The organism is Rothia sp. HMSC036D11, from assembly GCF_001814205.1.
Taxonomy (GTDB): Bacteria; Actinomycetota; Actinomycetes; order Actinomycetales; family Micrococcaceae; genus Rothia; species Rothia dentocariosa.
The window spans coordinates 255263-281410 of record NZ_KV815315.1 but is presented as its reverse complement, the minus strand read 5'-3'; the positions used below and the strand labels follow the sequence as shown (position 1 = coordinate 281410).

Genomic DNA, 26148 nt, shown 5'->3' with positions numbered 1-26148 from the left:
TAATGAGTGACGAATTGCTAAATAAATCGCAAAAACCCCAGATATTGGTAATTACCGGTATTTCAGGCGCAGGTCGTAGCACTGTTGCTAATGTCCTTGAGGATGAGGGCTGGTATGTGATTGATAATATTCCGCCACAAATGCTGGAATCGATCGCGGAACTCGTTACGCAGGATGGCGCCAAAGTTCCGAAGGTTGCACTGGGGATTGACGTACGAGCCCGCGCGGTTTTCGACGACTTACCAGCGGCTATTGAAACTCTTCGCAAATCCGACGTTGATTTCTCGATGCTCTTTCTAGACGCCAAAGATGAAACTATCGTGGCTCGCTATGAGGCACAGCGTCGCCCCCATCCGCTTCAAGGAGAAGGTCGCGTACTTGACGGTATACGTGCTGAACGTTCCCTCTTCGAGGGGCTTCGACTCGCCTCCGACCGTACGATTGATACCACGGGCATGAATGTGCATGAGCTTGCACGCACAGTACGCGAGATGTTTGCTGACGGACCGGATAAAAAACTCAACCTTACTGTCATGAGCTTTGGATTCAAACACGGATCACCCACAGACGCAAATTTCATGGCAGATATGCGCTTTATTCCAAACCCGCACTGGATTCCCGAATTGCGTCCACTCACCGGACAGGATGCCCCAGTACGTGACTACGTGCTCAGTAACTCTGGGACTGAGGAATTTATCAGCAACTACTTGGAAGCTCTGCGTCCGGTTCTGGAAGGGTACCGTCGCGAAGGAAAATACTACGCCACCATCGCTATAGGATGCACCGGCGGGAAGCATCGCTCGGTCGCTGTCACGGAAGAAATCGCTCGGCGCCTGAGTGCATTTCCCGAAGTTAATGTGCACGTGTTGCATCGTGATAAGGGGCGTGAGTAATGGCACGCATCGGTCATTCACCTGACCTGCCTGTCGGCTCTGATACTCAGGGAATCCCGAAGCTGCCCGCGTTACCAACTCAGGCTTTACGGCTTCTTAAAAGTACTCACCGCGTTACCAAAGTAACAGCCTTGGGGGGTGGGCATGGACTTTACGGTTCGCTGTCCGCGCTTCGGCATGTCACAACAGATCTAACGGCTATAGTAACGGTTGCCGATGACGGGGGTTCATCGGGTCGCTTACGTAAAGAGATGGGCGTACTCCCTCCAGGAGATTTGCGTATGGCTCTCTCGGCCCTTTGCGATGATACCGATTGGGGGCGAACGTGGCGAGACGTTATGCAGCATCGTTTTAGCGCGCCCGAGGGGTATACTGACGAGTTTCCTCTTGAATATCACGCCCTTGGAAACCTGCTTATTACGACGCTCTGGCAGCTTCTTGAAGACCCCGTTGCTGGGCTTGACTGGGCGGGAGCTCTGCTCAACGCTCGTGGTCGGGTGCTTCCTATGGCATTGGATCCTATGGTTATTTATGGTACGGTGCTACGGGAGTATGCTGGCGGTGGCATCGAACGGGTGCGTATTAGTGGTCAGGTTAACCTCTCAAAAGAAAAGCAAGTGCACGATATTGGGCTTACCCCCAAAGACGCGCGCCCATGTCCGGAAGCGCTAACCGCTATTGAGGAATCCGATTGGGTAATCTTAGGCCCCGGGTCGTGGCGCACCTCCGTTCTGCCGCACTTGCTGCTAGAAGCACAGCGCGATGCTATCTGCCGTACAGAAGCTATGCGCTGCGTAGTTATGAATCTTTCGGATGACGAAGAAACCGCTGGATTCACTCCAGCCGCACATTTAGCGCTCTTGAAACGATACGCCCCGGATCTTCGATTGGACGCGGTCATTGCTGATGACGAAACACCCAAGTCTGTACGTAGCGAACTGGAACGAGAATCAGAGTCTATGGGAGCGCGTGTGATGTGGGCACCCGTACGAGCATCAGCTGAAAACAATGTACATAATCCTCTGAAACTTGCAGCGGCGTATCACGAACTATTTTCGTTCAAGTTTTAGAGGTAAGAAGCGTGGAATTTATTTTCTATTTCTGCCACCTCAAGATACACCGTTTCTCTAAGTAGAGCATGTAGCATAGCTGAGTGCATTATCAGCACATCACATCATACGAACCTCACGGTGGGAAGGAACAACAATGGCTCTTACCGCGCTCGTTAAGGATGAGCTGGCCAGATACGAAACGAGCAAAGCATCAGTACGTAAGGCGGAGATCTCGACTATTCTGCGCTTTACTGGTGGTTTGCACATCGTTTCTGGGCGGATTGTTGTTGAGGCAGAAGTTGATTCCGAACAGACCGCGTTACGCATGCAGCAGACTATTGCTGAAATATACGGGCATGAGGCTGAGATAACGAGCGTCAGCGGTGGCGGTTTGCGCCGCGGCGGGCGTTATATAGTGCGTGTTGATGCCGGGGGAGAAGCACTTGCTCGACAAACCGGTCTTTTAGATTTGCGAGGGCGCCCGGTGCGGGGGCTGCCGCCTGCTGTTGTCAATGGCTCCATTCAGGACGCCGAAGCGGTCATGCGTGGTGCTTTTTTGGCACATGGATCGCTCACAGAGCCTGGTCGCTCATCAGCAATCGAATTTACATGCCCAGGGCCGGAAGCAGCGCTTGCTCTTGTGGGAGCGGCCCGGCGTTTGGAAATTATTGCTAAAGCGCGTGAGGTTCGCGGAGTGGATCGTGTTGTGGTCCGCGATGGCGAGACTATAGCCCGGCTTTTGGAGCGTATGGGGGCTCAGGACGCCCTCAAGGCGTGGCGCGAGCAACGTACTCGTAAGGAAGTTCGGGCGACTGCGAACCGTCTGGCAAACTTTGATGATGCAAACCTGCGTCGTTCTGCTCAGGCAGCTGTGGCCGCGGGTGCCCGTGTAGAACGTGCTTTGGAGATCCTGGGAGACGATGTTCCAGATCATCTGCGCTATGCGGGCGAACTGCGTGCCATGAATAAGCAAGCCTCTTTGGACGAGCTGGGACGTATGGCAGACCCTCCTCTGACGAAGGACGCGATCGCTGGACGTATTCGTCGTTTGCTGGTCATGGCTGATAAACGAGCGAAAGAATTGGGGATTCCTGGAACCGACCTCCCGAAATCTTCATAAGTAGCTGCTGTATAAAGGCAGGGTTATCTGTAGAGATGTAGAGATAACCCCGCCTCTCTGCTGTGTGAAAAATCTTTAAATAAGGAAAATCTAACATTACTTCGATGTGGCGACGTGTGGGCTCGTGTGTTCTTTCAAGGAAGATAAGATTCTAACTATAAAGTCTTTATATGTATTTTGTATTAGTTTGATATTGATTGCGTTTGAGTTGCCAGAACCATATCCCAACATAAAGAACTGCTAAATTCAACGTAAAACAACAGAAAACAAAGGGTTTTTCGCCATTTTTGTAAGGTAAATCACAAAAATACCCGATAAAAACACACCCAAACACACATAAACTAAGGTAGGATTATAACAACACCGGCGGACACGCAACCAGCGTGAGACGAAAAACTCTAGAGGCTCTCTCATGAGACCCATGAACAATGGCTCTAGTCCGTCAAACTCAATGCACTGACAAGGAGATACTCCAGTGACTGTACGCGTAGCTATCAATGGTTTTGGTCGTATCGGCCGCACTTTCTTCCGCGCCGCACGCGCCGAGGCTAAGGGCTTTGAGATCGTAGCAATCAACGATCTTACCGACCCGAAGACTCTCGCCAACCTGCTTAAGTATGACTCCATTATGGGTCGCCTGGGGGCCGACGTAGAGGTCAAGGACGATGCATTGGTTGTTGACGGCAAAGAGATTAAGATTCTTGCTGAGCGCAATCCTGCAGATCTTCCCTGGAAGGATCTCGGCGTAGATGTCGTGCTTGAGTCTACCGGTTTCTTCACCGAAGGTTCAAAAGCACAGGCGCACATTGATGCCGGCGCTAAGAAGGTTATTATTTCTGCACCCGGCAAGAACATTGACGGTACCTTCGTGATGGGTGTGAACGACGATCAGTACGATCCGCAGAACCATCACATTGTCTCCAACGCATCCTGCACCACCAACTGCCTGGCTCCTTTGGCAAAGGTTCTCAACGATTCCTTTGGCATTGAAAAGGGTCTGATGACCACTATCCACGCATACACCGCTGACCAGCGTCTGCAGGATGCTCCCCACTCTGACCTGCGCCGTGCACGTGCAGCAGCAGTGAACATGGTTCCCACCTCCACCGGTGCAGCAGCAGCAGTTGGTCTCGTACTTCCCGAGCTCAAGGGTAAACTGGACGGTTTCGCAGTTCGCGTTCCCACCATTACCGGCTCCATTACCGATCTTACTTTCACCGCATCCCGCGAGGTGACCAAGGAAGAAGTTAATGCTGCTCTGAAGGCTGCAGCCGAGGGTCCGATGAAGGGTATCATCATGTACAGCGAGGATCCCATCGTCTCGAAGGATATCGAAGGTGAAGGAATCTCCACTATCTTTGATGCGCCGCTAACCAAGGTTATTGGCGACCAGGTGAAGGTTATCGCTTGGTACGACAACGAGTATGGTTATGTATCCCGCTTGGTAATGTTCACCAACAAGGTTGTGGCTTCTCTCTAAGCCTATCTACGCAAGGATAGCTACTTTACGAGCTGACGAGGAGAACCCCAATTCTACAGCATGTTTTTACCGTAGAGTTGGGGTTTTCTTGTACCACGAAGTAAAAAATGAGGCGTGTATGTATGGAATATCGGTAGAACTTGCCTAAACCACCATCCGCGCCGCACCAGGCTAAAACTTGGTCATTTCAGCAGACTTACGGCTGTGTGACCACCAGACTTCTGTATTATTGAAAATACACACATCCCCACTAATGTAGGAGGAATTTCCCATGGCTAAGGCACTTGCAGAGCTGCTTGATGAAGGCGTAACGGGGCGTTACGTGCTGGTTCGTTCCGATCTTAACGTTCCCCTAAAAGACGGCGTGGTAACCGATGACGGTCGTGTGCGCGCATCCCTGCCTGTTATTGAAAAATTGGCTAAAGCTGGTGCTCGCGTTATTGTAACCGCGCATCTTGGGCGCCCCAAGGGTCAGGTAGATCCCCAGTATTCGATTGCTCCCGCAGCTGCACGCCTTGCCGAGCTTGCATCCGTTCCTGTAAAGGTAGCGACAGATCTTGTGGGCGAGGACGCAAAGGCGAAGGCTGCGGATCTCAAAGACGGTGAAGTCCTTGTTCTTGAGAACGTGCGTTACGATGCTCGTGAAACTTCTAAGGACGATGCAGAGCGTGGTGCATTTGCAGATGAGCTCGTTGCTCTCACCGGTAAAAATGGCGCATATGTGGATGACGCATTCGGTGCTGTTCACCGCAAGCATGCGTCAGTCTACGATGTGGCAAAGCGTCTTCCCGCGTACCTTGGCGACCTTGTTAAGAAGGAAGTCGATGTTCTCTCAAAGGCTCTCAATAATCCTGAGCGCCCCTTTGTTGTCGTCATGGGCGGTGCGAAGGTCTCTGATAAGCTCGCCGTGATCGACAACCTGATTGGCAAAGCAGACTCCATTCTTATCGGTGGCGGCATGGGATATACCTTCGCCTATGCGCAGGGTTACGAAGTCGGTAATTCTCTGCTTGAAAAAGACCAGGTTGAGACTGTAAAGCGGTACCTAGAAGAAGCCCCCAAGAAGGGAACTGAAATCGTGACCGCTGTTGATGTTGTCTGGGCAGACGACTTCTCGGCAGAGGCTAACACCGAGATTCGACCCGTCGAGGATCTCACCGGCGGTAAACTTGGTGCCGAAGCAGAAGGTCTAGATATTGGACCGAAGACTCGTGAGCTTTTCGCAGAAAAAATTAAGAATGCGAAGACTATTTTCTGGAACGGCCCGGTAGGCGTTTTTGAAATTGCTCCCTTTGCTGGTGGTACGAAGGCCGTTGCGGAGGCAATTGTTGAGTCTGATGCATTCTCCATCATCGGTGGCGGCGACTCTGCATCGGCTGTGCGCAACCTTGGCTTTGCTGACGAACAGTTCGGACACATCTCTACGGGTGGCGGTGCATCGCTCGAATACATTGAGGGTAAGACCCTGCCCGGTTTGGACGCTCTAGGCGCATAACTCTTATTGCGCTGCCGCTAGGAAAACGCACCCGGCTCTCAACCTCAAGGACGTGCCGGGTGCGTTACTATATGCTCATAGATAGATAGCCATAACCCACATCGCAAGGATGCATTCCATGGGATTTTTCTCTAAATACTTTGGTTCCCGCGAAGCTACAACAGTCGCAGACTATGAACGTGAAGTGCGGCAAGAAAGACAGGCATCCGCCCAAAATCTGAAAGAGCCTCGGAAGATGGGCGAAGCTAAAGTCGTATCAGCTTCAGAACATCCGGATTATTTGTATGGTGTCTCTGCTGATAACCCGTCAGAATTTTGGGAGAACTCGGCAGCTGATCGGGACCACAAACTGACTATCACCATGCTGCAAGCACAAAAATCTAGGGATCTTATTCAGACGCTAGTAACTGACCTTGAAGATCACTTGGACGAGCTCCCTAGTTATCTAGAGAAAACCGTGACGGAGCTTCATCAAAAAACCACTCAAGCGCTCCTGAGCTACTACACTTATAACGCTGCGTGGGAGATAAACCCACAAAATCCAGAACTTGCCGAATATTATTTTCCGAGTTATAACGCTGCATGCGATATTGTAAAGGTTGCTTACCGGTGTCTGCAGAATAATATCTGGACTACAACTAATATCTTGAGGCAAAAACACAAGATGATACGTATCTTATCTGAACGTGCACAAGATACGGCGCAGATTATTCCAGAGATTATGCCAGCAGTTATAGATTCCCCGGTAGTTATGGCTCCATCAGACGCATTTCTTATTTCTGTAGAAGAACGCCAGAATATTCTGAAGACAGGACAGCGTGTCGCCCAAGAAGCGATAGTACGCGCCCAGCACCTTGCACAAAAGGCTGAGTCACAACCTGAAACGGGTCTCTATAACCTAGCACTCGCGTATGAATCAGGCGCCTCAGATCTTGTACTTGCCCTTGAAAACTATGCAGACTGTGTGAGGGAAAGCCAACTGCTGCATGTGGATTTTGTTACTGCTTTTCGTCAAGTGGTGAGAATTTTGCGAGAAACTTCAGACGATGAACAGTACGTTCATATACTCGAATATCTTGCTAGATTAGAGTCTATATCGGTAAGAGCATTGGAAGATTACTCTCTTGCTGACGATGCTGATACTGTACTCTACCTTCTGGATCTTGTGCATTCGGATGTTCCCGAACAGGTCTTTACAGAAATTTTGCGCTATTTGCTTGAACCGTACCGGCGCTACCTCACAATGCTACTAACTCAGTGGGATATCTATGCTTTAGGCAATTTTGCTCCACTTATGGTGGCAACCTATGCGATATACACCAATGCGCGTATGTGTTATGAGGAAGCATTGGCTGAGAATGGAAATACCCTACAGGCTTGGAGTCTCGCCCACAGCGCTCATGAGGCGATCGTGATGGCGCATCGTTATGCGTACACTGACTATCGTGAGATGTTTCAAGATTACGACGAAGAAGAACTTGATGCTCTAATACTGCAGAACATGTCGGAAAATACTCGGGAATTCTTCATGCAGGAGACAGAACAAATGGCAAACGCCTGGAAACTTGATCTGTAGCTTTTCGGAGTAGACCTGACTAGCCTAAAAATCCAGATAAAACCTAGAGTATTTAGTGTTTTTTGAGTGATCAAACCATTAAAATAGAAGATAGAAATTTCCGAATCTATACCCTGATTTTTCGGGGGATTGGAGCGAAAATATGTCGCGCAAACCGCTGATCGCCGGTAACTGGAAGATGAATCTTAACCATGCTGAAGCCGTTACGCTGGTCCAGAAGCTAGCATGGACTCTTGATGATTCGAATTTTGATTTTACAAAGACTGAAGTAGCGGTATTTCCTCCTTTTACCGATATTCGCTCCGTACAGACCCTCGTTGAAGGCGACAAACTGAGTATTGAATATGGTGGTCAGGATATTTCTGTACATGAATCCGGTGCATACACCGGAGAGATCTCTGGTGCTTTTTTGCAGAAACTTGGTGCGAAATACGTTCTCGTAGGACACTCTGAGCGTCGCACTTACCATCACGAAAGTAATGAACTATGTGCTGCTAAGGTACAGGCTGCTTACACCTATGATTTGACTCCGGTACTATGCGTTGGTGAAGCCCTGGAAGTTCGTGAAGCTGGCACTCATGTGGACTTTACCCTTGAGCAGCTTCGCGGTTCTATTGCAGGCGTGAGCGCCAAGCAAGCAGAAACTCTCGTGGTTGCGTATGAACCTGTATGGGCAATTGGCACTGGTAAGGTCGCAACTGCCGATGATGCGCAGGAAATGTCTGCGGCTATACGTGCTGAATTTGAAAAGCTCTACTCCGCAGACGTTGCTCAGAAGGTTCGTATTCTCTACGGTGGATCGGTTAAGTCTTCTTCGGCCCCTTCTATTATGGGGAAGGAAGACGTGGATGGTGTGCTGGTAGGCGGTGCATCCCTTCAGGCTGAAGAGTTTGCAGCAATTGCGCGTTTTGATGCTTAGCTAAGCAGCAATTCGTATTAAAGGCGTCTAGCATACGTGTATTCGTGCGCTAGGCGCCTGCTTATTTTATACAGTGTCACAAATGTGTACTGAAATATTCTCATTCCATCTTTCTTTAGAGAGAAGCTGATATTGATGCAGGTTGAACTCACCAGATTCCGAGTGCGTAAAGGTCAAGAAGAGCGAGCTGTAGAATGGATGCGTTTTCTTCGCCAGAATATGGATGCCGTTGAGCAGACCTTAGTGCCCGAAAAAATGTATGTCGAAACGATCTTTTCGGAGGTTCGTGATGGGCATATGTACTTGTACTGGTACAGCGTACAGGGTCAGGGAGCACAACCCGTTGAAGAGTCAGAGCACTGGGTAGATAAGGAGCATTTAAGGTTCTGGAATGAGGTTATCGACCCTACATTTCCGGGAGAAGACCTAACGATGGAAGTTCTGATGATGCTACCAGATGTTCATAAAGTTGCCTTAGGGTAAGAGAACGCAGCCCTGGGACAAAATATGTGGTACCTAAAATTTTTCTGTAAAAATGTGGAAAATAGCGATTTTCGGCATATATTTGCGGCTAAAATTATTATAATAATATCTAAAATATAACAAAATGATTAAGGATTTGAGTTAGTTTGATGTAGTTAGTTGCATTTTATTTAAATCTAATTTAATTAAATATAATTCAAATGGTTTTTATATATTTAAAATGTGTGGTTTTGTGAAGTCTTCGAGATTTGTTACACTTATGCCTAAGCGTTTTAGGAGGGTGAGATATGAAATCACGCAAGTATACGTCTGTTTTTATTGGTTCATTAATTATTTCATTAATATTAGTGGCTCTGGGCTTTGTTCCGGGTTACGAGACAGTTTCTAAAAACTGGAGGGCGCTGGTCGGAACTGACTTCGGTTGGTTTTACCTCCTGCTTGTAACTCTTATAGTATTGGTCTGCGGGTTTTTTGTTTTAAGCCCCATGGGACAAATTAAGCTTGGAGAGCCTGACTCAAAGCCCGAGTATTCCACCGGTTCGTGGATTGCCATGCTTTTCTCGGCTGGTATGGGTATCGGTCTAGTTTTCTATGGTGCTGCCGAGCCGCTTTCGCACTTTGCTAACAAAACTCCGCATGCTGCGCCGGGGTCACAGCAAGCAATGGCGGATTCCTTCCAATTTACGTTCTTCCACTGGGGTATACACGCCTGGGCTGTGTACGGTATTGTGGCTCTGGCTTTGGCATATTTCGGTTTCCGTAAGGAAGAGAAATATCTTCTTTCTGTCACACTTAAGCCGCTTTTCGGTAAAAAAACCGATGGCTGGCTGGGATATATTATAGATATTGTTACTGTGGTGGCAACCGTTATTGGTGTGGCAACCACGCTTGGTTTCGGTGCTATTCAGATTAATGGTGGGCTGAGCTACCTCACTGATAATGCCATTCCTAATAGCATGGAAGTACGCACTGTTATTATCGTAGTAACCACTGCTCTCTTTGTGCTCTCAGCTCTTTCGGGGCTGGGTAAAGGTATTAAAATCCTTTCAAATCTTAATATGATTCTGGCTATCGCACTTCTGGCGATTGCTATTGCGGTTGGCCCTACCGTCAAAATTTTTGACAATATGTCGGAATCCATCGGTCTATACATGCAGAACTTTTTCGAGATGAGTTTCCGAACCGCCGCATTTAACGGTGACGAACGCGCCTGGATTGATACCTGGACCATTTTCTACTGGTCATGGTGGATCTCTTGGTCGCCCTTCGTTGGCCTCTTCATCGCCCGCATCTCCAAAGGCCGTTCAATACGTGAGTTTATTACTGTAGTACTTCTGATACCTACCGTCTTAAGCTTCATCTGGTTCTCCGCTTTCGGTACGATGGCTAATACGGTACAGCAGAATGGTCTAGAGAATCTGACGAAACTAGAGGATGAACAACTGCTGTTCGGCACGTTCAAACACTACCCGCTGGGTATATTAATGTCGATCATCGCAATCATCCTGATCTTTACCTTCTTCATTACCTCCGCAGACTCAGCAACTTATGTGCTCTCAATGCTTTCCGAAGATGGGCGTCTTATCCCCACTAACGGAAAGAAAGTTGTGTGGGGTGTTATCGTCGCGGGTATTGCAACCGTGCTGCTGTATGCTGGCGGGCTAGACGCTCTGCGGAATACGCTGATTATTATTGCGTTACCCTTCGCCGTTGTGGTTGCGTTAATCGTGGTGGCGCTAATAGTTGAGGTGTATCACGAGAAGGTTCAGATGGGTCTGTCGATCTCGCCTAAACGGTATCCCGAAAAGGGACAGCCCTTCAAGTCTTATGAACCTTACGAGGTTGAAGACTCTGAAGACGATCAGGTAGCAGAAGAAAAACCTGAGGCAAAAGTGGTCCAAAAAGAATCATAAATTTTTAGCATCGTAATAAGATAAAAGATCTTCCCAGAAGCCGGTAACCGGCTTCTGGGAAGATCTTTTATCTATAGGGTAAGCGGACTCTGTAGCTGCTCGATAAGCTAAGTTCCTGTACCCTGTAAATTCAACCCGTTAGACTTTAACTATGTTTGCAATTGTATCCCTTGCCGTTGCAGGTATTTTGGCGGCTATAGTGGTCCTCATTATTCGAAGCCGACGAGTCTCTGCACCTACCGCGGAGACTCCGCAGATCGTGTATTTTGAAAATAAACGTGATAGCTTCCTGGACTGGCTGTATCACCGCACAAGCTCCCCAGAAGTACCCGTTCAGGTAAAACTACGCGATTGGGTAGATCTGGGATTCTATGCCGAAGGTGGCAACTACTGGGGTATAGCCCAACAATTTACGTACTATCTTGTTCAGGGCGGTTATGTTTACGCCTACGATACCGAGGGAGACCCATTGGATGCAGAGCGAGCACTGCGAGACCGTCCGGATGCATTTCAGCTTACCCCCAGCGAATATCAGCGGCGTGTCACTCAGTTTAGGCAGTAATTTAGCCCTTCGCTCTACGCGTTATTACGTGTTAGAGAATGACCACAGAGTCTCTATACCGTATAGTTATTAAAGTCTGCCATGGGACAGGCTTTATTATCGACCTATTAGGAAGGCCCGCTGTGGACATCATTATGAATGTGCTTTTGGTAGTCATCGTGATTACCAGCATTATCACCGTGCTTCTGGTGCTCTTGAACCGCGGTCAGGGTGGTGGCTTGTCCGATATGTTTGGTGGCGGTATGACCAGCTCACTGAATTCTTCAGGTATGGCTTCTAAGAACCTAATCCGTCTGACCATTACAGTTACCGTTATTTGGGTTATTGCCGTGGTGCTTTATGGCCTAGCACTACGTTTTAACGGACAGTTCGTCATATAGACTTTATATATTTCCAAGAAGCCCCGGCAGATACATCCGTCGGGGCTTCTTACATGTCCTACTGTAGTAATTATGGAGATTGTCGGTGCATAAGATGACGGAGGATCAAGTCATGACGAGTGTCTGATATAGAGACAAGTAGATAATATTTTCCCTAGGATGACGGAAAAGAGGCCAAAACTTTCGGGGTTCAGGCATAGTAGTGATAAGGCGAAAACCTAGCATATCCAACCACTGGAGGGATCGCCATGGCACAGACTCTAACCTATACATATCTAAAACCTTCTTTACTGCATGAACAAGACGGCAGTCTTGGACTTGCTTTAGCAACTAGCGGTGGCAGCACACCGGAAGGCGCGGTGGCACACCCTTACTTCTTCTCAGGATTCATGGAGCGTCCCGATGTGATCGCGGCGTCGCTATTGGTGGTTGCGCGTGTGGCCCGCACCCGCTACTACACCCCACCCGGCATGGTCGCCGCCATTTTGCGGGCTGCCGACCCGGTAGTGACCAGCACCCGCGAGGGACTCCGGTTTGAATCCTTTAGCGCCTGCTGCGGTGTCTATGCCCGACTTGACGTAGACTCCTCCGCCCTAGATGCCACCCACAGTGCCGTGGGCGTGACAAATGTGGACGTGAATCCGCCGCTTCGCACTGCTTTAGTTTCTCTTCGGGCTGGCGAACCTCTCCACATGGATGTGGGGAATGAAGGGTTGCTGACCACCACCCTAGACGGTGAAGTTATGGAAGATAAAGTACCCCTGCCGGTACGCTGGCTCAAAGGGTTCGCTGAAACACAGATGCTCTCATCCCTGATGAAACCCACCCATTCTCTGGACGCGGCAGCAGCCCGCACATTCATCCAGGGGCTGCCGCGCCAATCCGCCACGAAAAGCGTCATGTGGGCAACCCGTGCGGTGCGTTCACTGAGGCTGGCCACCCGAGCCACCGCCGGGTCGGTGTGCGTGGCTGGGCCGGAGCGGCTGCGGGTGCTTGAGCCGCTCATCCACTTCATAACCCGCCTAGAAGCGTACAGCGAACCGGTCACCTCAGGTAACGCCCCGGTGGCGAGCGTGTGGGTGGCCCACTTGCCGGGTGCGCGCCTGAGCATCGGGTTGAGCCCCGAAAAATCACGCGGATTCTCGGGGGAAGGCTCTGTGCTGCAGGCACTCTCTGACCCGTCAGTTGCTGAAAATGCGGATATGCTCAGCGTGCTTCTCTCCTTTGAACCGCGTATTGAAGTGCCCGTCATGTCTGCACGCAGCGGGCTGAAAGAGATGCAAGTACGCGACGCCCTCGCGTTACTGGCATCCTCCGGGCAGGTCGGTTTTGATGTGCAGGCGGGGGAGTACTTTCACCGGCCGCTGCCCGTGCAAGCGGATGCCCTGCAGGCTATGCATCCGCGGCTTGTGAGTGCCCAGAAACTTATTGACTCCGGTGCGGTGTGGGATGACGGAGACGGCACCTATCGCGTACAGTCGCGGGATACGTTCTACACGGTAACCCCTGCCGAGAAAATCGAAGAATACCGGTGTACCTGCCCGTGGTGGGTGAAATACCGGGGCACCCGAGGCCCCTGCAAACATGTACTGGCGGTAAGTATTAAACGTCGCGGCGGGCTGAATTAGCCCGATACCGGGTTGCATCCGTAAAGAAGCATATTTTTCCGTACACACCCAAATATACAAACAGGTAATGATGGACGAGAAGAACTATTCGCAGCACACGAGCCTTGGAGAGCGTCGCGCCCGCCTGCGGGAGCTCATGAAACGTAACGATGCTACCGTTGAGGACTATCACACAGTGATTAGCGGTGCGACAGAGAAAGAACGCGCGTCGTTGGCAAGGACGCTATCACCCACGAAACTTTCGAGAGCCCGAGGGGAGAAAGCAGCTCTGGCTGCATATGCAGTAGGGGCTTTAACCTCTTCGGCTCCGCGTGCGATGAGGATCATAAGTGAACTTTTTCATCCTCTTCGAGATGAGAATTTTAATATTATTCCTGAGCCGCCTATGCCTGCTACTGAGCAGCTCTGGGAATTCTTAACTCAAGGGGTAATAGAACGATCCGATGAGTGGGTTCTGCATTTTGTTAAAGAATGTTCAGACGATTGGTCCATACGTTCCTGGACACACCTCAATAAACTTATGCGCGAACATTCGCTGACGAGCTTATCGCCAGGGTATCTTTGCATGATGATGAATGCCGTACCACACGTGAGGGAAAAGTCTGCGGAAGAGTATCAGAATATAGAGCAGTTCTTCCGTCACGATCCTGTGCTGCTGGAACGAGAATTTTGGGATGCTTTCACAGCTGAAGGGGTACTCGCACAGTCTAAGTGGGATCCCACCTTGCAGCCTGAATATCGAAGTTCGTCGTCATTTTCGGCTCTTGCTCAGGTCATGTGCGAGACTTTTCCAGAGATTCGCCCCAGGTTCTTGGATGAAACGCTCAAAGGTCTCCTGCGCGACTACTCGGCCCACCACGTGCGGCATTTTTATCGGTCCCATGTTGCTCTGCAGCCAACACCTCAAGAAATTAAGGAGCGTTTTGCGCTCTACCTTTCGGTGCTGGGGACGGCGTATAGCCCAGCTATTGCCATGGCGCAAGATCTGCTGGAGCATACAGTTTACGAGCTTTCCGATGCGCAAGCACGTGAGCTCATTGAGGTTTCAGCAACAGTGCTGACGCGTACCGAAAAGAAAATTCTGCGCGCTCAGATACGGCTTCTTTCTCTACTGCTTAAAGTTCACCCCGAATGTACTGAACAAGTAAGCCAGACAGTACAGGATGCTTTCAAGTCTATGCCCCTGGACCTTCAAGACAAGGCCCAGAAGCTCATCAACGATTCGGTGCAGGAGCCACCGCCACCCATACCTCAGAACGCAGCGGGGATCATTACGGTACCGGATATCACCCCGAAGGATCGTGAACTGCAAGGGTGCTTGGCGCCTCGACCATCTATCGCCACGGACCGGGAACTAATGGAATGCTTGGCAGCAACCTTCCATGGAGGCGATGGCACCGATATTCCGCGCATCCTGGAGTACTTGGAACATGCCGAGAATCTGGAAATAAACGATGCAGAACAGAAGCTTCTCTGGGAAGCTCGCAACCTTCTCATAAAAGACTCATTCGGTATTTATACTCTCTCCAGTCCCAATATCCCATACCTTGCCATTGTGGCACTCATCAAAAGTGGACAGATACAACATGCTGATATTGCTAGGATACCGATCATCCCAACCTGGTATAAAGAACGTCTCTACCTGAGCGATGAGCACGGAGACCCGGTGATAGTAGATGAACAGACGGCTAAGAAGTATCACCCTCGTCCCTTTAACGTAAAAGCTACAGGGACAGAACTTCGTCTCAATGAGCGCGGGCCTCACATGCTGCTGATGGAGCAGTTGTTCGCCCTGATTTTTGCGGGTCAAGACGCAGAAACCAGCGTAGTGGCTGCGCCTTTTGCGCCCCAGCGAGTAGCCCTTGAACGCACTACGGGTACAGTCCTCACCCAGTATTGGGAATCGCTATATCTTGCTCGGGAGCACAGCTTCCCTCTGCAATTCCCGCTGTGGGTTGGAACAGATACGCCCGATGCTGCCGCGCTCTCCGTTGAAGCTGCTGCGTATAACACCAACAGCACGCAAATCGAGTACGTGCACCGTATGGTGGAATCAAAATACTATCCTTCGTACCGCACGATCATGGGCTGGTACGGCTGGCTCATGCAGAACAACCCAGATATTTTCAGCGCACAGACCATGCCTATTCTTGTGGCAGCTATCCATGCCCATAATGCTTATGGTGCTGATGTCATCATACGAATACTAGGTGATATGCACCGAGTACTGGGTGCCCCCTCCTACAGCGCACTCGGGCTTGGTGCCAGCGCTAAAACTACCGAGGTGCGCGCCAATGCTGCGGAGGCGCTCGCCTCCTTAGCGGATCGGGGCATGTTCGATACTACTTTATTAGCCAAAGAACTGTATTGGCTGTTGGACCAGCAACACGTGATGGCTCAACGAATTGAGCACACATTTAGGGATGCTGCGTCGATTAGCCCCTTGGCTGGCTGGCGGATTATGCAGGTATTAGAGGGCATACTGCCTGTCGTGGGCGAGGTTAACCGGGGCGGCGCGCTGGTACAACTCTTGGTACATCTGGCGGGGGAGTACGGCGTCAGTATCGAGATTCCTGGGGTTTTGCAGCCCAAAATGAAAGGCTCAACCGTGCTGGCCAAAAGCCTGCGGGCGCTCGGTAAACTGCAGTCGCATCCGACTGAGCTTGCGGAGCAGGCTCGAGACCAAGCCCAAGAACTGCTGGACCAACACCGCTGCGCACAACCATAAGTGCAGAAACTGAGAGACTGCTATGACCCCAAAAATACCGCAACCTAGTCTTACGGAACGTCGCGCACGTCTGCGGGAGCTACTGAAACGTGATGACGCCACCTTCTGGCAGTACCATGAAGTTCTCACCGGCGCCACCGAGGACGAACGTAAGAGCCTTGCACGCACACTCTCCATTAAAAAGCTCATAGACCGCTACAGCCGTGAAGGAACGACCGAGCAGCGGCTTATATGCGTCTACACGGCGGCCGCACTGGGTGGAACCTTCAAACATGTGGGTGTTGAGCTCTTAAACCTCATCGGCCGGGGATTACCCGGTGAGGCGAACTGGAAGTTTTCAACCGCTGAATCGGAACAATACCTTAGCCAACGCACAGAAGCCATGATGCTTGGACTCAGCGAACGTGATAACACCTGGATAACCGGGTTCGTTAACGAGCGTGGCTATGGCAGGTTTGGTTACGACTTGCCCACGCTCTGGGTGCAGATACATCAGCTTCTTCACGAACGCGGACTCACCAATACCACGCGCTCCTACCTCTGGGGGTTCGTGACGACCGTTCCTGACATGTACATTGGCTCATCCGAGAACCGGGAAGAGGTTATCTCTTTCTTCAAGAACAACCCTCAGACGCTAGAACACGAAATGTGGGCGTGTTTCACAGATGAAGGGCTTCTTCGGAAAGAGTGGTCAGGGCGTGAAAACGCGGACACGCTCGCTCTCTTCCACACGCTGCAGGAGAATTTTGACGGATTCCGTGACCGCCTGCTTACTGAATGTCTGAAGGCGATGCTCCGCGACTTTTCCGCTAAGAATACCAGTATCTTCCACTACATCTATCGGGGGATGAACCCCACCCTAGACGAGAACCTTGGTAACACCAATCTGCTCACTTCAGTGCTCACCACCGTTCCCTCAACCTCCGTGGGATTGGCTCAAGAAATGTTGATGTCATGCGTCGAAAAGCTGACCGAACCCCAGATTCATGATTTACTTAATGCCTCTTATTCCGTGCTGCTTCGTACCGAGAAGAAAATACTCCGGGCGCAGATTACACTCCTTGGCGCTATTGTTAAAACGCACCCAGAGTATACTCAAGATGTAAGCGGTTTGATGAGGGAAACCGCAGAATCTCTCCCGCCTGATCTGCAGCCCGCAGCGCAAACGCTCATGTCCCCTGCTGAAGCCGTGGCGGATAAAACTAGCGCACCGTCTCACGCGGAGCAAGTAATGGGCAGCGTCATGATTCCCGAGAACCTGCCGCAACTTTTAGAGCAGCACGTTTCAACCCCACGAATGCATATTTATACAAATGATGCTGAGTTTATGGATGACCTTATTCCCTGTCTCCAAGGCACGGGTGACGGTTCGCAGCTCCCGCAGCTCATTGATTATTTAGCGCATAATCCTCGCATTACTCTTGATACGGCCCAGCAGGACTTTCTGGCTGAACGATGCGTGAATTCCGGTATTCGCTCGGGTACTCATGCGTTAGGCAACTATCTGACGTACCGGGTAATTGCCCCGCACCGAAAACTTTTTAAAAAACTGCCGCAAGGTTTTACCGGGTACCGGCATGAATTCCATACTGACCCCCAGACTGGCGAAACCATCCAGCCCTACCAGGTTGAACACACTGGATCTCTGGGGCGTCAAAAACCTCGTATAGAGAAAACGACCACAAATTATCGTGGACCGGCGGGGCTCTGCCAAGAGCAGATTAACTGTTTAGAACATCCAGAAAACCTTGTATTTGTGCCTATACCTTACGCAGAAGAGAGCACCTGGACACGCCATGTTGAACCTCTCACTTACCGCCCACGTCCTCACAATATGTACGACCAAGCCTATACTGAGGCTCCCAACGGCAGCCTGATGATGTGGCTTATTGAAGATCACGAACTACCGACCGCACAGATGCTTTTCGCACAGGCAGCTCTGAACACAGCAGGCATTCCAGAAGAGTTTATACACCGTGGTACTCAGGCAACCGACGATTTCCACCGCACCCTCATGCAGTGGTATGCGTGGCTTCTACAGAATAACCCCAATACATTGGCGGCGCAGAGCATGCCGTTCGTCACTACAGCGGGGTTCCAAAAACATGTGAAAGGGCTTGAGACCATACTGGATACCATCACCCACACACATCAGGTTCTGCAAGAACCCGCCTATTCCGTGTTGGGCTGGCTAACTGGTGCAGCAGCAGCTGAGCACAGGGCTCTCACCGCCGAATCTATTGCTGCTCTTGCGGGTCGCGGAATGCTCGATGCTTCTTTACTTGCGGATGAACTGACCTACCTGCTCCGAGGGGGATGGGTTAAACCGGCCCGGGCAGCTAGCTGTTTACAGGACGCTGCATCCATTAGCCCGTTGGCGGGGTGGCGAATTGTGCAGGTGCTGGAGAACATGTTGCCAGCGGTGAGCGATATTAATCGTGGCGGTTCCTTCGTGCAGCTTTTAGCGCAATTAGCGGGGGAGTACGGGGTGAGTATCAAGATTCCTGAGGTTCTGCGACCTAAAATGAAAGGCTCAACCGTGCTGGCGAAAAATCTGCGTGCGCTTGAAAAGCTGCAGCCGTATCCGACCGAGCTCGCGGAGAAGGCACGGCAAGAAGCAAGTCACCTCAATACTATCAACATGCTGAATGACTAAGGACGCGAAATAAAAGTGGGAGTCATAATCCTAAGACCGTAACCCCCACTAGAAAAATTTGTGAGTCCTAAGCTAGCGATTCTTCCGTCGCAAAAATCAGGGTCTGTTTCTGCCCGCGAGCCCCGATAGCTGGAGTTTTTAGGAGCATATTGGCAGTAATACCCTCAGCAGGAACCTGTGCACCCTTGAGAAGACGGGTTGTCGCATCCTGTTTATCACCGCCGGTAATCAAAAAGAAAATATGGCGCGAATTATTGATAACCGGCAGCGTGACAGATACACGTTCGCTAGGTGGCTTAGGGGAATCCTTGACCATTACCGTCACAGCTTTAGCGCCGTCCACAGGATCCTCTGGTAAACCTGTGCCCAGAAGGACTTGCTGCCGATTGGGAAACAGCGAAGCGATGTGACCATCAGGCCCCATCCCTAGGAGCGTAACATCAAAAATGGGGACAGGCCATATATCCGAGCCGCCGCCGCATCCACAACCACCGCATCCGCAGCCGCCTCCAGATTGCTGAGAAGCAGATCCCCCGTGCCCTCCCGCTAATGGAAGCTCGGATGCCCCCTCAGGCATCTCAACACGCACGGGTTCGGCAGAGCCCGCAAAATTGCGCATTTCGTAGGCATAGTGCTCGGCAGCAGCTTCAACATCAATCATGACATCGGAAGGACCCATACGATGCGCGTTTTCAACCGGAAAACCAAGATCTACTAAATCTGCGAGAAGCGCCTCGATTGCTTGTCCATCGTTCCGATCCGGATCACGCTCGGGAACAAAGCGTTCATCCGAGAACCAGAAATGAACGCGGGACCAATCAATATCCTTAACACGTGGAGACTGAGCCCATGCACGAAGGGTAGCAATGCCCATCGTGCCACCTGTAAGAGAGACATGAGCCATGGTACGTTCCGTGAGTACATGCTCAATAACATCTAAGATACGCGTAGTGGCATCAGAGGCAAGCGCCTCCCGAGAAGGATGCGTTATTAAAGTTGGAGTACTCTCACCAATATTGTTGATCTTAGGCATCAAAAACCTCGGGAAATTCAGAAGTATCAAGGAAAGGTTCAGCATCGCACTGAGCAGGATGCATTTCCAGAGTAGGAAATGCCGACTTTAAAACTTCCCCATACATAGTGTCAGGGTCAAGTCGGCGTAATTCCTCAGAAATACAATCCGCCAGAGTACGAACTGGTAGTGGAATCTGCTGATCAGGTGTATAGGGAGTTTCAATAATAGCGATATTCTTGCCGGGGCGGAACATTATCGTTTGCCCATCTTCACGCTCAATAGCTACACGGTAAAGACCCCGTTCTGCTGCGCCGATAGTTGCAAGATGAACCTCAGCCTCGAGTTTCCAGCCAAGCCAAGCGCCAAGGAGCACAACCGAAGGAGACTTCTCAGAACCCCAAACCACTACACGCTTAACAGGGGAGTCAGGCATCTGCTCCAAAAGAGCTGCCAGTTGGGTACGCCACAGCGTCAAACGTGTCCAGGCAAGATCGCTATCTCCAGCCTGATAAACCTTAGAAAGATGCGTAAGAACAGCCATAGGATCATATGCGCGTGCCGAATCTGTAATACGGCGCTGTGCAATCCTACCGATTGAATCCTCACCCGGATTCTCAGGGACGGAATGCGGCCACCACACAACAATAGGAGAATCCGGCAAAAGCAGGCCAGAAATCAACGATTCTGTCGGCGTTGATGCACTACCCCAGCCGCGCAGAATAATAAGTTCAGAAGCGCCAGCTTCACCGCCCACATGAATCTCAGCATCCAGCTGATCGGGCGCATCACTATTATGCGCAATATGCACAATGATCCGGCTCGGATGCTCGTGCGAAGCGCGGATAGCCGCATTAATAGCCTCGCGAGAATGTCCTTTTTCTGCTAGTACCACCAAGGTAAGTACACGGCTGCTGCTAAGACTGCCGTTTGAAGCCAGAAGATCAGAAAGTTCCTTTGAAATAGCAGAAACATTCGTGTGTTGCAGATGCGAAATCACGGGCGCCTCCAGGCACGGTTATCACGCTCAAGCATCTTCTGAGCCGAACGTGGACCCCACGAACCGGATTCATAGGGTTCAGGCTTAATCTTGTTCTCTTCCCAATATTTCTCAAATGGATCCAAGATCTTCCACGAAAGTTCAACCTCCTCGTGGCGAGGGAACAGCGGCGGCTCACCTAAGAGCACATCCAGAATCAAACGTTCATATGCCTCAGGAGATGCTTCGGTGAAGGCGTGTCCATACCCAAAATCCATATTGACGTCGCGGATCTCCATCTGAGTACCGGGAACTTTAGCTGCAAGACGGATCGTCATACCTTCATCAGGTTGCACACGGATCACGATCGCATTCTGTCCCGCAGGAACCTCACTCTCCTTACCAAAGAGACGGTCAGAAGATTTCTTGAAGAGAAGCGCAATCTCGGTTACTCGGCGACCCAGCCGTTTACCCGCACGCAGATAGAACGGAGTTCCTGCCCAGCGGCGGTTGTCAATATTGACTTTAAGAGCCGCAAAAGTTTCTGTGCGTGAGTCCGCAGGAATATCTTTCTCATCAAAGAACCCGTTGACATGTTCGCCGCCTTGATAACCGGGGGCATACTGGCCGAGCGCGAAAGAATTTTCCAGATCATCAATACGTACCGCTTCCAGTACCTTAGCCTTTTCAGCGCGAAGGTGCTTAGAATCAAGACTAAGGGGTTCCTCCATGGCGGTTAGAGCCAACAGCTGAAGCAGATGGTTTTGAATCACATCGCGTGCGGCACCCACACCATCATAATAGCCAGCACGAGAACCAATGCCGATATCCTCAGCCATCGTAATCTGCACGTGGTCCACATAATTTGCGTTCCAAACCGGTTCAAACATCTGGTTTGAGAAACGCATCGCTAGAATATTCTGAACGGTCTCTTTACCCAGATAATGGTCAATGCGGAACACCGAATCCGGCGGAAAAACCCGCTCAACGATTGCGTTGAGTTCGCGCGCCGACTCCAAATCGTGGCCAAATGGTTTCTCGATCACCACACGACGCCACCCATTCATGAGACTGTCGTCAACAGCCACATCATCACGAGAAGCTAAACCGTGCTCGGCAAGTTTAGAAAGTACCTGCTCAAAAGCTTTTGGCGGAATAGAGAGATAGAACGCATGGTTGCCCTGAGCCCCACGTTTGTCGAGCTCTTCCAAGGTTTCCTTTAAACGCTTGAACGCTGCGTCATCATCAAAATTACCGCGAACAAACCGCATACCCTTCTGAAATTGGTTCCAGACATCTTCACGGAAAGGGGTACGTGCATTTTCTTCCACAGACTTACGCACATAGTTACGAAAATCATCGTTATCCCACTCGCGGCGCCCATACCCAACAAGACCAAAACTTGGGGGCAACAAACCACGATTCATTAGGTCATAGACCGCAGGGAGTAGTTTCTTGCGGGCAAGATCGCCCGTGACGCCGAAGAACACAAGTGCGGAAGGACCCGCAATACGAGTGAGACGTCGATCGCGCGAATCTCGTAGCGGATTCGACTCATGACCGGTATGCAAGATAGATTCCTTTGATTGCTGATAATGTGCACATTCACCCTGCGATACTTTATGTACCTCTGGGGCACGTATCCCTGCATCTTACCGTTTCAATGGCAAACGAGAGATATCTGACAGCGAGTGCTGAAGCTAATTTTGTGCTATTTATAGCGACAGCACTCGCCTTATGAACTTTAGAGAACGGGTATAACGAAAAATTTATTCACTAGTCACTAACGTGACTCACTAAGTGCTTTCCGTACGGTCTCCAGAAGCTCTTCCCACGAAACGTCAAACTTTGCAAGGCCCTCGGTTTCGAGCTTATCCACAACCTCTACATAAGAGATACCCAGACGCTCGATATCGTCCAGAATCTTGTTGGAGTTCGTATACTCACCGGTAACAGTATCTCCCGTGATTTCACCATGGTCAGCGACAGCATTCAGAGTTGCTTCAGGCATGGTGTTGACAGTGTGTTTAGCGACCAGACCGCTAACGTAGAGAGTATCTGGAAGCGCCGGATCTTTGACTCCAGTAGATGCCCAGAGTGGGCGCTGAACGTTGGCACCATGAGATGCCAAACGTGCCCAGCGTTCAGAAGAGAACATCTCTTCAAAAACTTCATATGCCAGCCGAGCATTTGCCAGACCGGCCTTACCCTTAAGCGCTAAGGCCTCTTCAGTACCGATTTCATTCAGACGGGTATCTACCTCGCTATCTACGCGGGATACGAAGAATGATGCGACCGAATGGATCTTAGAGAGATCCTTACCATTTTTGAGTGCTTCTTCAAGGCCGAGCATGTAAGCGTTAATGACTTCACGATAACGTGTTAGTGAGAAAATGAGAGTCACATTAACGCTGATTCCGGCTGCAAGAGTCTTGGCAATAGGCTCCAAACCTTCGACGGTTGCGGGAATCTTGATCATGACATTCTCACGGCCTACACGCTCGTAGAGTTCTCGTGCCATTTTCTGGGTTCCCTCGGCATCACGGGCAAGGCGAGGATCAACCTCAATAGAAACCCTGCCGTCGTAACCTTTAGAAGCAGAATATATGGGTTCGAATACGACACAAGCAGCACGTACGTCGTCAGTAGTCGCTGCGAAGACAGCTTCTTCAACGTCTGCGCCGGATGCGGCAAGCTGACGCATCTGCTCAGCGTAAGCAGCACCTTTTGAAAGCGCACCGGCAAAGATAGTGGGGTTGGTAGTGACACCCACGACGTTCTTAGCGCTGATGAGCTCTGCAAGACTGCCACTGGTAAGACGGTCGCGGGAAAGATCATCAAGCCAAATGGAGACACCAGCGTCAGAGAGCTTTCGAGTTGAATCACTCATGAAATAAAACCTTCAATCTAAATTAGTCAATATGGACGGGTGAGCTATGCAAGATGCAAGTCGCATCAAAACTCACCGAAAAACTGTAACTTGCCAGCTGGGGCTATTTGGCTGCGGCGATAGATTCTTCAGCAGCATTTACGACGGCTTCAGGGGTAATACCAAACTCACGGTACAAAGTCTTAGAATCGGCAGATGCCCCAAAGTGCTCAATTGAGACAGCACGTCCTGCAGAACCGAGCAAATCGTACCAGCTCATGCCCAAACCGGCTTCAACTGAGACGCGTGCTGCAACAGAGGAAGGCAGAACTGATTCTCGGTATTCGTTTGACTGCTCGTTGAACCATTCGCGGGAAGGCATTGAAACGACTCGGGCTGCAATGCCTTTTTCTGAGAGCTTGTGGCGGGCTTCGAGGGCAATTTCAACTTCGGACCCAGTTGCGATTAGGATGACATCTGGAGTTCCTTCGGTGTCAGCCATAACGTAACCTCCGCGGGCAGTACCTTCTGCGGAAGCAAATTTTTCGCCTTCAGTGTCTGAATGAATATCCTCACGAGTCCAAACCGGTAGGTTCTGGCGAGAAAGTACTAGACCGGCAGGGCGGTCTTTCTTCTCAAGAATGGTGCGCCAAGCAACTGCAGTTTCGTTCGCATCTGCTGGGCGTACAACGTCGAATCCAGGAATTGCGCGCAGTGAGCTGAGATGTTCGATCGGCTGGTGGGTGGGCCCGTCTTCGCCAACACCAATGGAGTCGTGAGTCCAGATATACAGTGCAGGTACACCCATGAGAGCTGAAAGACGGACTGCAGGACGCTGGTAATCCGAGAATACGAAGAACGTCCCAGAGAAAGCACGGGTTGGCGAAGATAGTACGATACCGTTCACAATTGCGGCCGCCCCCTGCTCGCGAATACCGAAGTGCAACACACGACCGTAGGGGTTGCCGGTCCAATCCTCCGTACTGTGCGAAACCGGGTTGAATGATTCAGCGTTGTTGATAGTGGTGAGGTTAGAACCTGCTAGATCGGCAGATCCACCCCAAAGCTCAGGGAAAGTATCAGCAATAGCATTAATGACTTTGCCGGATGCTGCGCGGGTTGCTAGTGAAGTACCCGGCTCAAAGACAGGGAAAGCAGCCTTATAATCAACTGGCATTTCGCCTGACACCAGGCGGTTGTACAGCTTTGCCCGCTCGGGGTTAGCCTGAGCCCATGCCTCAAATTTTTCATTCCAGACCTTATGCGCAGCAGCCCCGCGTTCACGAAGTTCACGAGTATGCGCCAGAACCTCATCCTCAATGAAGAAGCTCTTTTCGGGGTCAAATCCTAGAACTTTTTTGGTTTCAACGATTTCTTCGGCCCCCAGCTTTGAGCCGTGAACGGACCCAGTATTTTGCTTGTTGGGTGCTGGGTAACCAATGATAGTACGCACCTCAATGAATGAAGGCTTATCCGTGACCGTTTTCGCGCGCTCAATAGCGTTGTAGAGTTCCTGCACATCTTCAACGTAGTTTCCGGTCTTGATCCAGTCCACGCGCTGAACATCCCAGCCGTAGGCCCGGTAACGAGCTGGCACGTCTTCGGTGAATGCAACGTCAGTGTCTTCTTCAATAGAAATATGGTTGCGATCCCAGAGTACGATGAGATTACCCAATTCTTGGTGCCCAGCAAGCGCACTGGCTTCTGCCGTTACGCCTTCCTGAACATCGCCTTCGGAGGCGATACAGTACACATAATGGTCAAAGGGAGAAGCATCAACCGGGGATTCGGGGTCGAAAAGACCACGCATATAACGTTGAGCATATGCAAAACCAACGGCAGAAGCGAGCCCCTGACCCAATGGACCAGTCGTAATTTCTACGCCCTTGGTGTGCTTATATTCGGGATGTCCAGGAGTGAGCGCATCCCATGTGCGAAGAGATTCTAGATCCTCCATCTCAAGACCATACCCACCCATAAATAATTGGGTGTAGAGAGTCAGCGATGTGTGACCGGGGGAGAGGATGAAACGATCGCGACCTTCCCAACGGTCATCGTTGGGGTCTTGGTTCATGACCTTTTGGAAGAGCAGATAGGCAACAGGAGCAAGGCTCATGGCGGTGCCGGGGTGACCTGACCCTACTTTCTCAACCGCATCGGCTGCCAATAAACGAGCAGTATCAACCGCACGCTGGTCTACCTCAGTCCATTCGAACTTTTCGTTAGGGTTAGTCACGTATTGTCCCTTCGCTTGGTGGTACGTCATGCATGAAGTACACAAACAATAGTAGTCTGTGAACGCTGACTGCAGCAGATATAACTCAAAAGATAGGGTGCGTATTCCATGAGCACTCTCAACGAGCAATCATGTATATAGCATCTATAAATCTATCGTGAAATTCT

General features: G+C 50.6%; 19 protein-coding genes. 14 read left to right on the top strand and 5 right to left on the bottom strand.

The window, feature by feature from the left end:
* Positions 1-2: 2 nt before the first annotated feature.
* The 14 genes from rapZ (at position 3) to HMPREF2958_RS09305 (ending at position 18885) form a co-directional block, all read left to right on the top strand.
* Complete coding sequence (gene rapZ / locus HMPREF2958_RS09370) at positions 3-893, top strand: RNase adapter RapZ (protein ID WP_013399016.1); 891 nt, start codon at positions 3-5, stop codon at positions 891-893.
* Positions 893-1963 carry a gluconeogenesis factor YvcK family protein gene (gene yvcK, locus HMPREF2958_RS09365; RefSeq protein ID WP_070697802.1) on the top strand — a complete coding sequence of 357 codons (1071 nt, stop codon included), beginning with the start codon at positions 893-895 and terminating at the stop codon, positions 1961-1963. Before rapZ ends, yvcK begins: the two co-directional genes overlap by 1 nt.
* Before the next feature lie 136 nt (positions 1964-2099).
* Entirely contained in the window at positions 2100-3065 is a 966-nt protein-coding gene (gene whiA / locus HMPREF2958_RS09360; protein ID WP_070523797.1) for a DNA-binding protein WhiA, read from the top strand.
* Between the two features lie 475 nt (positions 3066-3540).
* On the top strand, positions 3541-4545 hold the full coding sequence (gene gap, locus HMPREF2958_RS09355) for a type I glyceraldehyde-3-phosphate dehydrogenase (protein WP_070523801.1): 1005 nt from the start codon (positions 3541-3543) through the stop codon (positions 4543-4545).
* A gap of 271 nt (positions 4546-4816) precedes the next feature.
* Positions 4817-6040, top strand: a complete 1224-nt coding sequence (pgk, locus tag HMPREF2958_RS09350; RefSeq protein ID WP_004004604.1) for a phosphoglycerate kinase — start codon at positions 4817-4819, stop codon at positions 6038-6040.
* 118 nt (positions 6041-6158) lie between these two features.
* On the top strand, positions 6159-7616 hold the full coding sequence (locus tag HMPREF2958_RS09345) for a hypothetical protein (protein ID WP_070697801.1): 1458 nt from the start codon (positions 6159-6161) through the stop codon (positions 7614-7616).
* Positions 7617-7758: 142 nt separating this feature from the next.
* Positions 7759-8535, top strand: a complete 777-nt coding sequence (tpiA, locus tag HMPREF2958_RS09340) for a triose-phosphate isomerase (RefSeq protein WP_070697800.1) — start codon at positions 7759-7761, stop codon at positions 8533-8535.
* 135 nt (positions 8536-8670) lie between these two features.
* The gene (locus HMPREF2958_RS09335; RefSeq protein ID WP_070697799.1) at positions 8671-9018 is read left to right on the top strand and encodes a DUF6176 family protein; all 348 of its coding nucleotides are present in this window, start codon (positions 8671-8673) and stop codon (positions 9016-9018) included.
* A 287-nt stretch (positions 9019-9305) separates the two neighbouring features.
* Positions 9306-10931: a BCCT family transporter gene (locus HMPREF2958_RS09330; RefSeq protein WP_070697798.1), complete on the top strand. Its 1626-nt coding sequence runs from the start codon at positions 9306-9308 to the stop codon at positions 10929-10931.
* A 151-nt stretch (positions 10932-11082) separates the two neighbouring features.
* Positions 11083-11493, top strand: coding sequence for a hypothetical protein (locus HMPREF2958_RS09325; RefSeq protein WP_070523818.1), 411 nt, complete (start codon positions 11083-11085; stop codon positions 11491-11493).
* Between the two features lie 122 nt (positions 11494-11615).
* Positions 11616-11873 (top strand): preprotein translocase subunit SecG, encoded by a 258-nt coding sequence (gene secG, locus HMPREF2958_RS09320; protein WP_172461380.1) that lies wholly within the window; start codon positions 11616-11618, stop codon positions 11871-11873.
* Between the two features lie 248 nt (positions 11874-12121).
* Complete coding sequence (locus HMPREF2958_RS09315; RefSeq protein WP_070697797.1) at positions 12122-13501, top strand: SWIM zinc finger family protein; 1380 nt, start codon at positions 12122-12124, stop codon at positions 13499-13501.
* 70 nt (positions 13502-13571) lie between these two features.
* Entirely contained in the window at positions 13572-16229 is a 2658-nt protein-coding gene (locus HMPREF2958_RS09310) for a DUF6493 family protein (protein ID WP_246828105.1), read from the top strand.
* Positions 16230-16251: 22 nt separating this feature from the next.
* Positions 16252-18885 (top strand): DUF6493 family protein, encoded by a 2634-nt coding sequence (locus HMPREF2958_RS09305; RefSeq protein WP_070697795.1) that lies wholly within the window; start codon positions 16252-16254, stop codon positions 18883-18885.
* 67 nt (positions 18886-18952) lie between these two features.
* Here HMPREF2958_RS09305 and HMPREF2958_RS09300 read toward each other — a convergent pair whose 3' ends face one another.
* The 5 genes from HMPREF2958_RS09300 to tkt all read right to left on the bottom strand — a co-directional run bounded on the left by HMPREF2958_RS09300 (position 18953) and on the right by tkt (position 26011).
* Complete coding sequence (locus tag HMPREF2958_RS09300) at positions 18953-19918, bottom strand: 6-phosphogluconolactonase (RefSeq protein ID WP_070697794.1); 966 nt, start codon at positions 19916-19918, stop codon at positions 18953-18955.
* Positions 19911-20897, bottom strand: a complete 987-nt coding sequence (locus HMPREF2958_RS09295; RefSeq protein WP_013399028.1) for a glucose-6-phosphate dehydrogenase assembly protein OpcA — start codon at positions 20895-20897, stop codon at positions 19911-19913. The genes HMPREF2958_RS09300 and HMPREF2958_RS09295 overlap by 8 nt, the downstream gene beginning before the upstream one ends.
* Positions 20894-22447, bottom strand: a complete 1554-nt coding sequence (gene zwf / locus HMPREF2958_RS09290) for a glucose-6-phosphate dehydrogenase (RefSeq protein ID WP_070697793.1) — start codon at positions 22445-22447, stop codon at positions 20894-20896. The genes HMPREF2958_RS09295 and zwf overlap by 4 nt, the downstream gene beginning before the upstream one ends.
* 212 nt (positions 22448-22659) lie before the next feature.
* On the bottom strand, positions 22660-23766 hold the full coding sequence (gene tal / locus HMPREF2958_RS09285; RefSeq protein ID WP_048754062.1) for a transaldolase: 1107 nt from the start codon (positions 23764-23766) through the stop codon (positions 22660-22662).
* Between the two features lie 103 nt (positions 23767-23869).
* A complete protein-coding gene (gene tkt / locus HMPREF2958_RS09280; protein ID WP_083313740.1) occupies positions 23870-26011 on the bottom strand; it encodes a transketolase in 2142 nt (713 codons plus the stop codon).
* Positions 26012-26148: the final 137 nt, after the last annotated feature.

Excerpts from the sequence above, each read along its gene's own strand:
- rapZ (WP_013399016.1), top strand. The coding sequence starts at position 3 with ATGAGTGACGAATTGCTAAATAAATCGCAAAAACCCCAGATATTGGTA.
- yvcK (WP_070697802.1), top strand. The coding sequence starts at position 893 with ATGGCACGCATCGGTCATTCACCTGACCTGCCTGTCGGCTCTGATACT.
- whiA (WP_070523797.1), top strand. The coding sequence starts at position 2,100 with ATGGCTCTTACCGCGCTCGTTAAGGATGAGCTGGCCAGATACGAAACG.
- pgk (WP_004004604.1), top strand. The coding sequence starts at position 4,817 with ATGGCTAAGGCACTTGCAGAGCTGCTTGATGAAGGCGTAACGGGGCGT.
- HMPREF2958_RS09345 (WP_070697801.1), top strand. The coding sequence starts at position 6,159 with ATGGGATTTTTCTCTAAATACTTTGGTTCCCGCGAAGCTACAACAGTC.
- tpiA (WP_070697800.1), top strand. The coding sequence starts at position 7,759 with ATGTCGCGCAAACCGCTGATCGCCGGTAACTGGAAGATGAATCTTAAC.
- HMPREF2958_RS09335 (WP_070697799.1), top strand. The coding sequence starts at position 8,671 with ATGCAGGTTGAACTCACCAGATTCCGAGTGCGTAAAGGTCAAGAAGAG.
- HMPREF2958_RS09330 (WP_070697798.1), top strand. The coding sequence starts at position 9,306 with ATGAAATCACGCAAGTATACGTCTGTTTTTATTGGTTCATTAATTATT.
- HMPREF2958_RS09325 (WP_070523818.1), top strand. The coding sequence starts at position 11,083 with ATGTTTGCAATTGTATCCCTTGCCGTTGCAGGTATTTTGGCGGCTATA.
- HMPREF2958_RS09315 (WP_070697797.1), top strand. The coding sequence starts at position 12,122 with ATGGCACAGACTCTAACCTATACATATCTAAAACCTTCTTTACTGCAT.
- HMPREF2958_RS09310 (WP_246828105.1), top strand. The coding sequence starts at position 13,572 with ATGGACGAGAAGAACTATTCGCAGCACACGAGCCTTGGAGAGCGTCGC.
- HMPREF2958_RS09305 (WP_070697795.1), top strand. The coding sequence starts at position 16,252 with ATGACCCCAAAAATACCGCAACCTAGTCTTACGGAACGTCGCGCACGT.
- HMPREF2958_RS09300 (WP_070697794.1), bottom strand. The coding sequence starts at position 19,918 with ATGCCTAAGATCAACAATATTGGTGAGAGTACTCCAACTTTAATAACG.
- tal (WP_048754062.1), bottom strand. The coding sequence starts at position 23,766 with ATGAGTGATTCAACTCGAAAGCTCTCTGACGCTGGTGTCTCCATTTGG.
- tkt (WP_083313740.1), bottom strand. The coding sequence starts at position 26,011 with ATGACGTACCACCAAGCGAAGGGACAATACGTGACTAACCCTAACGAA.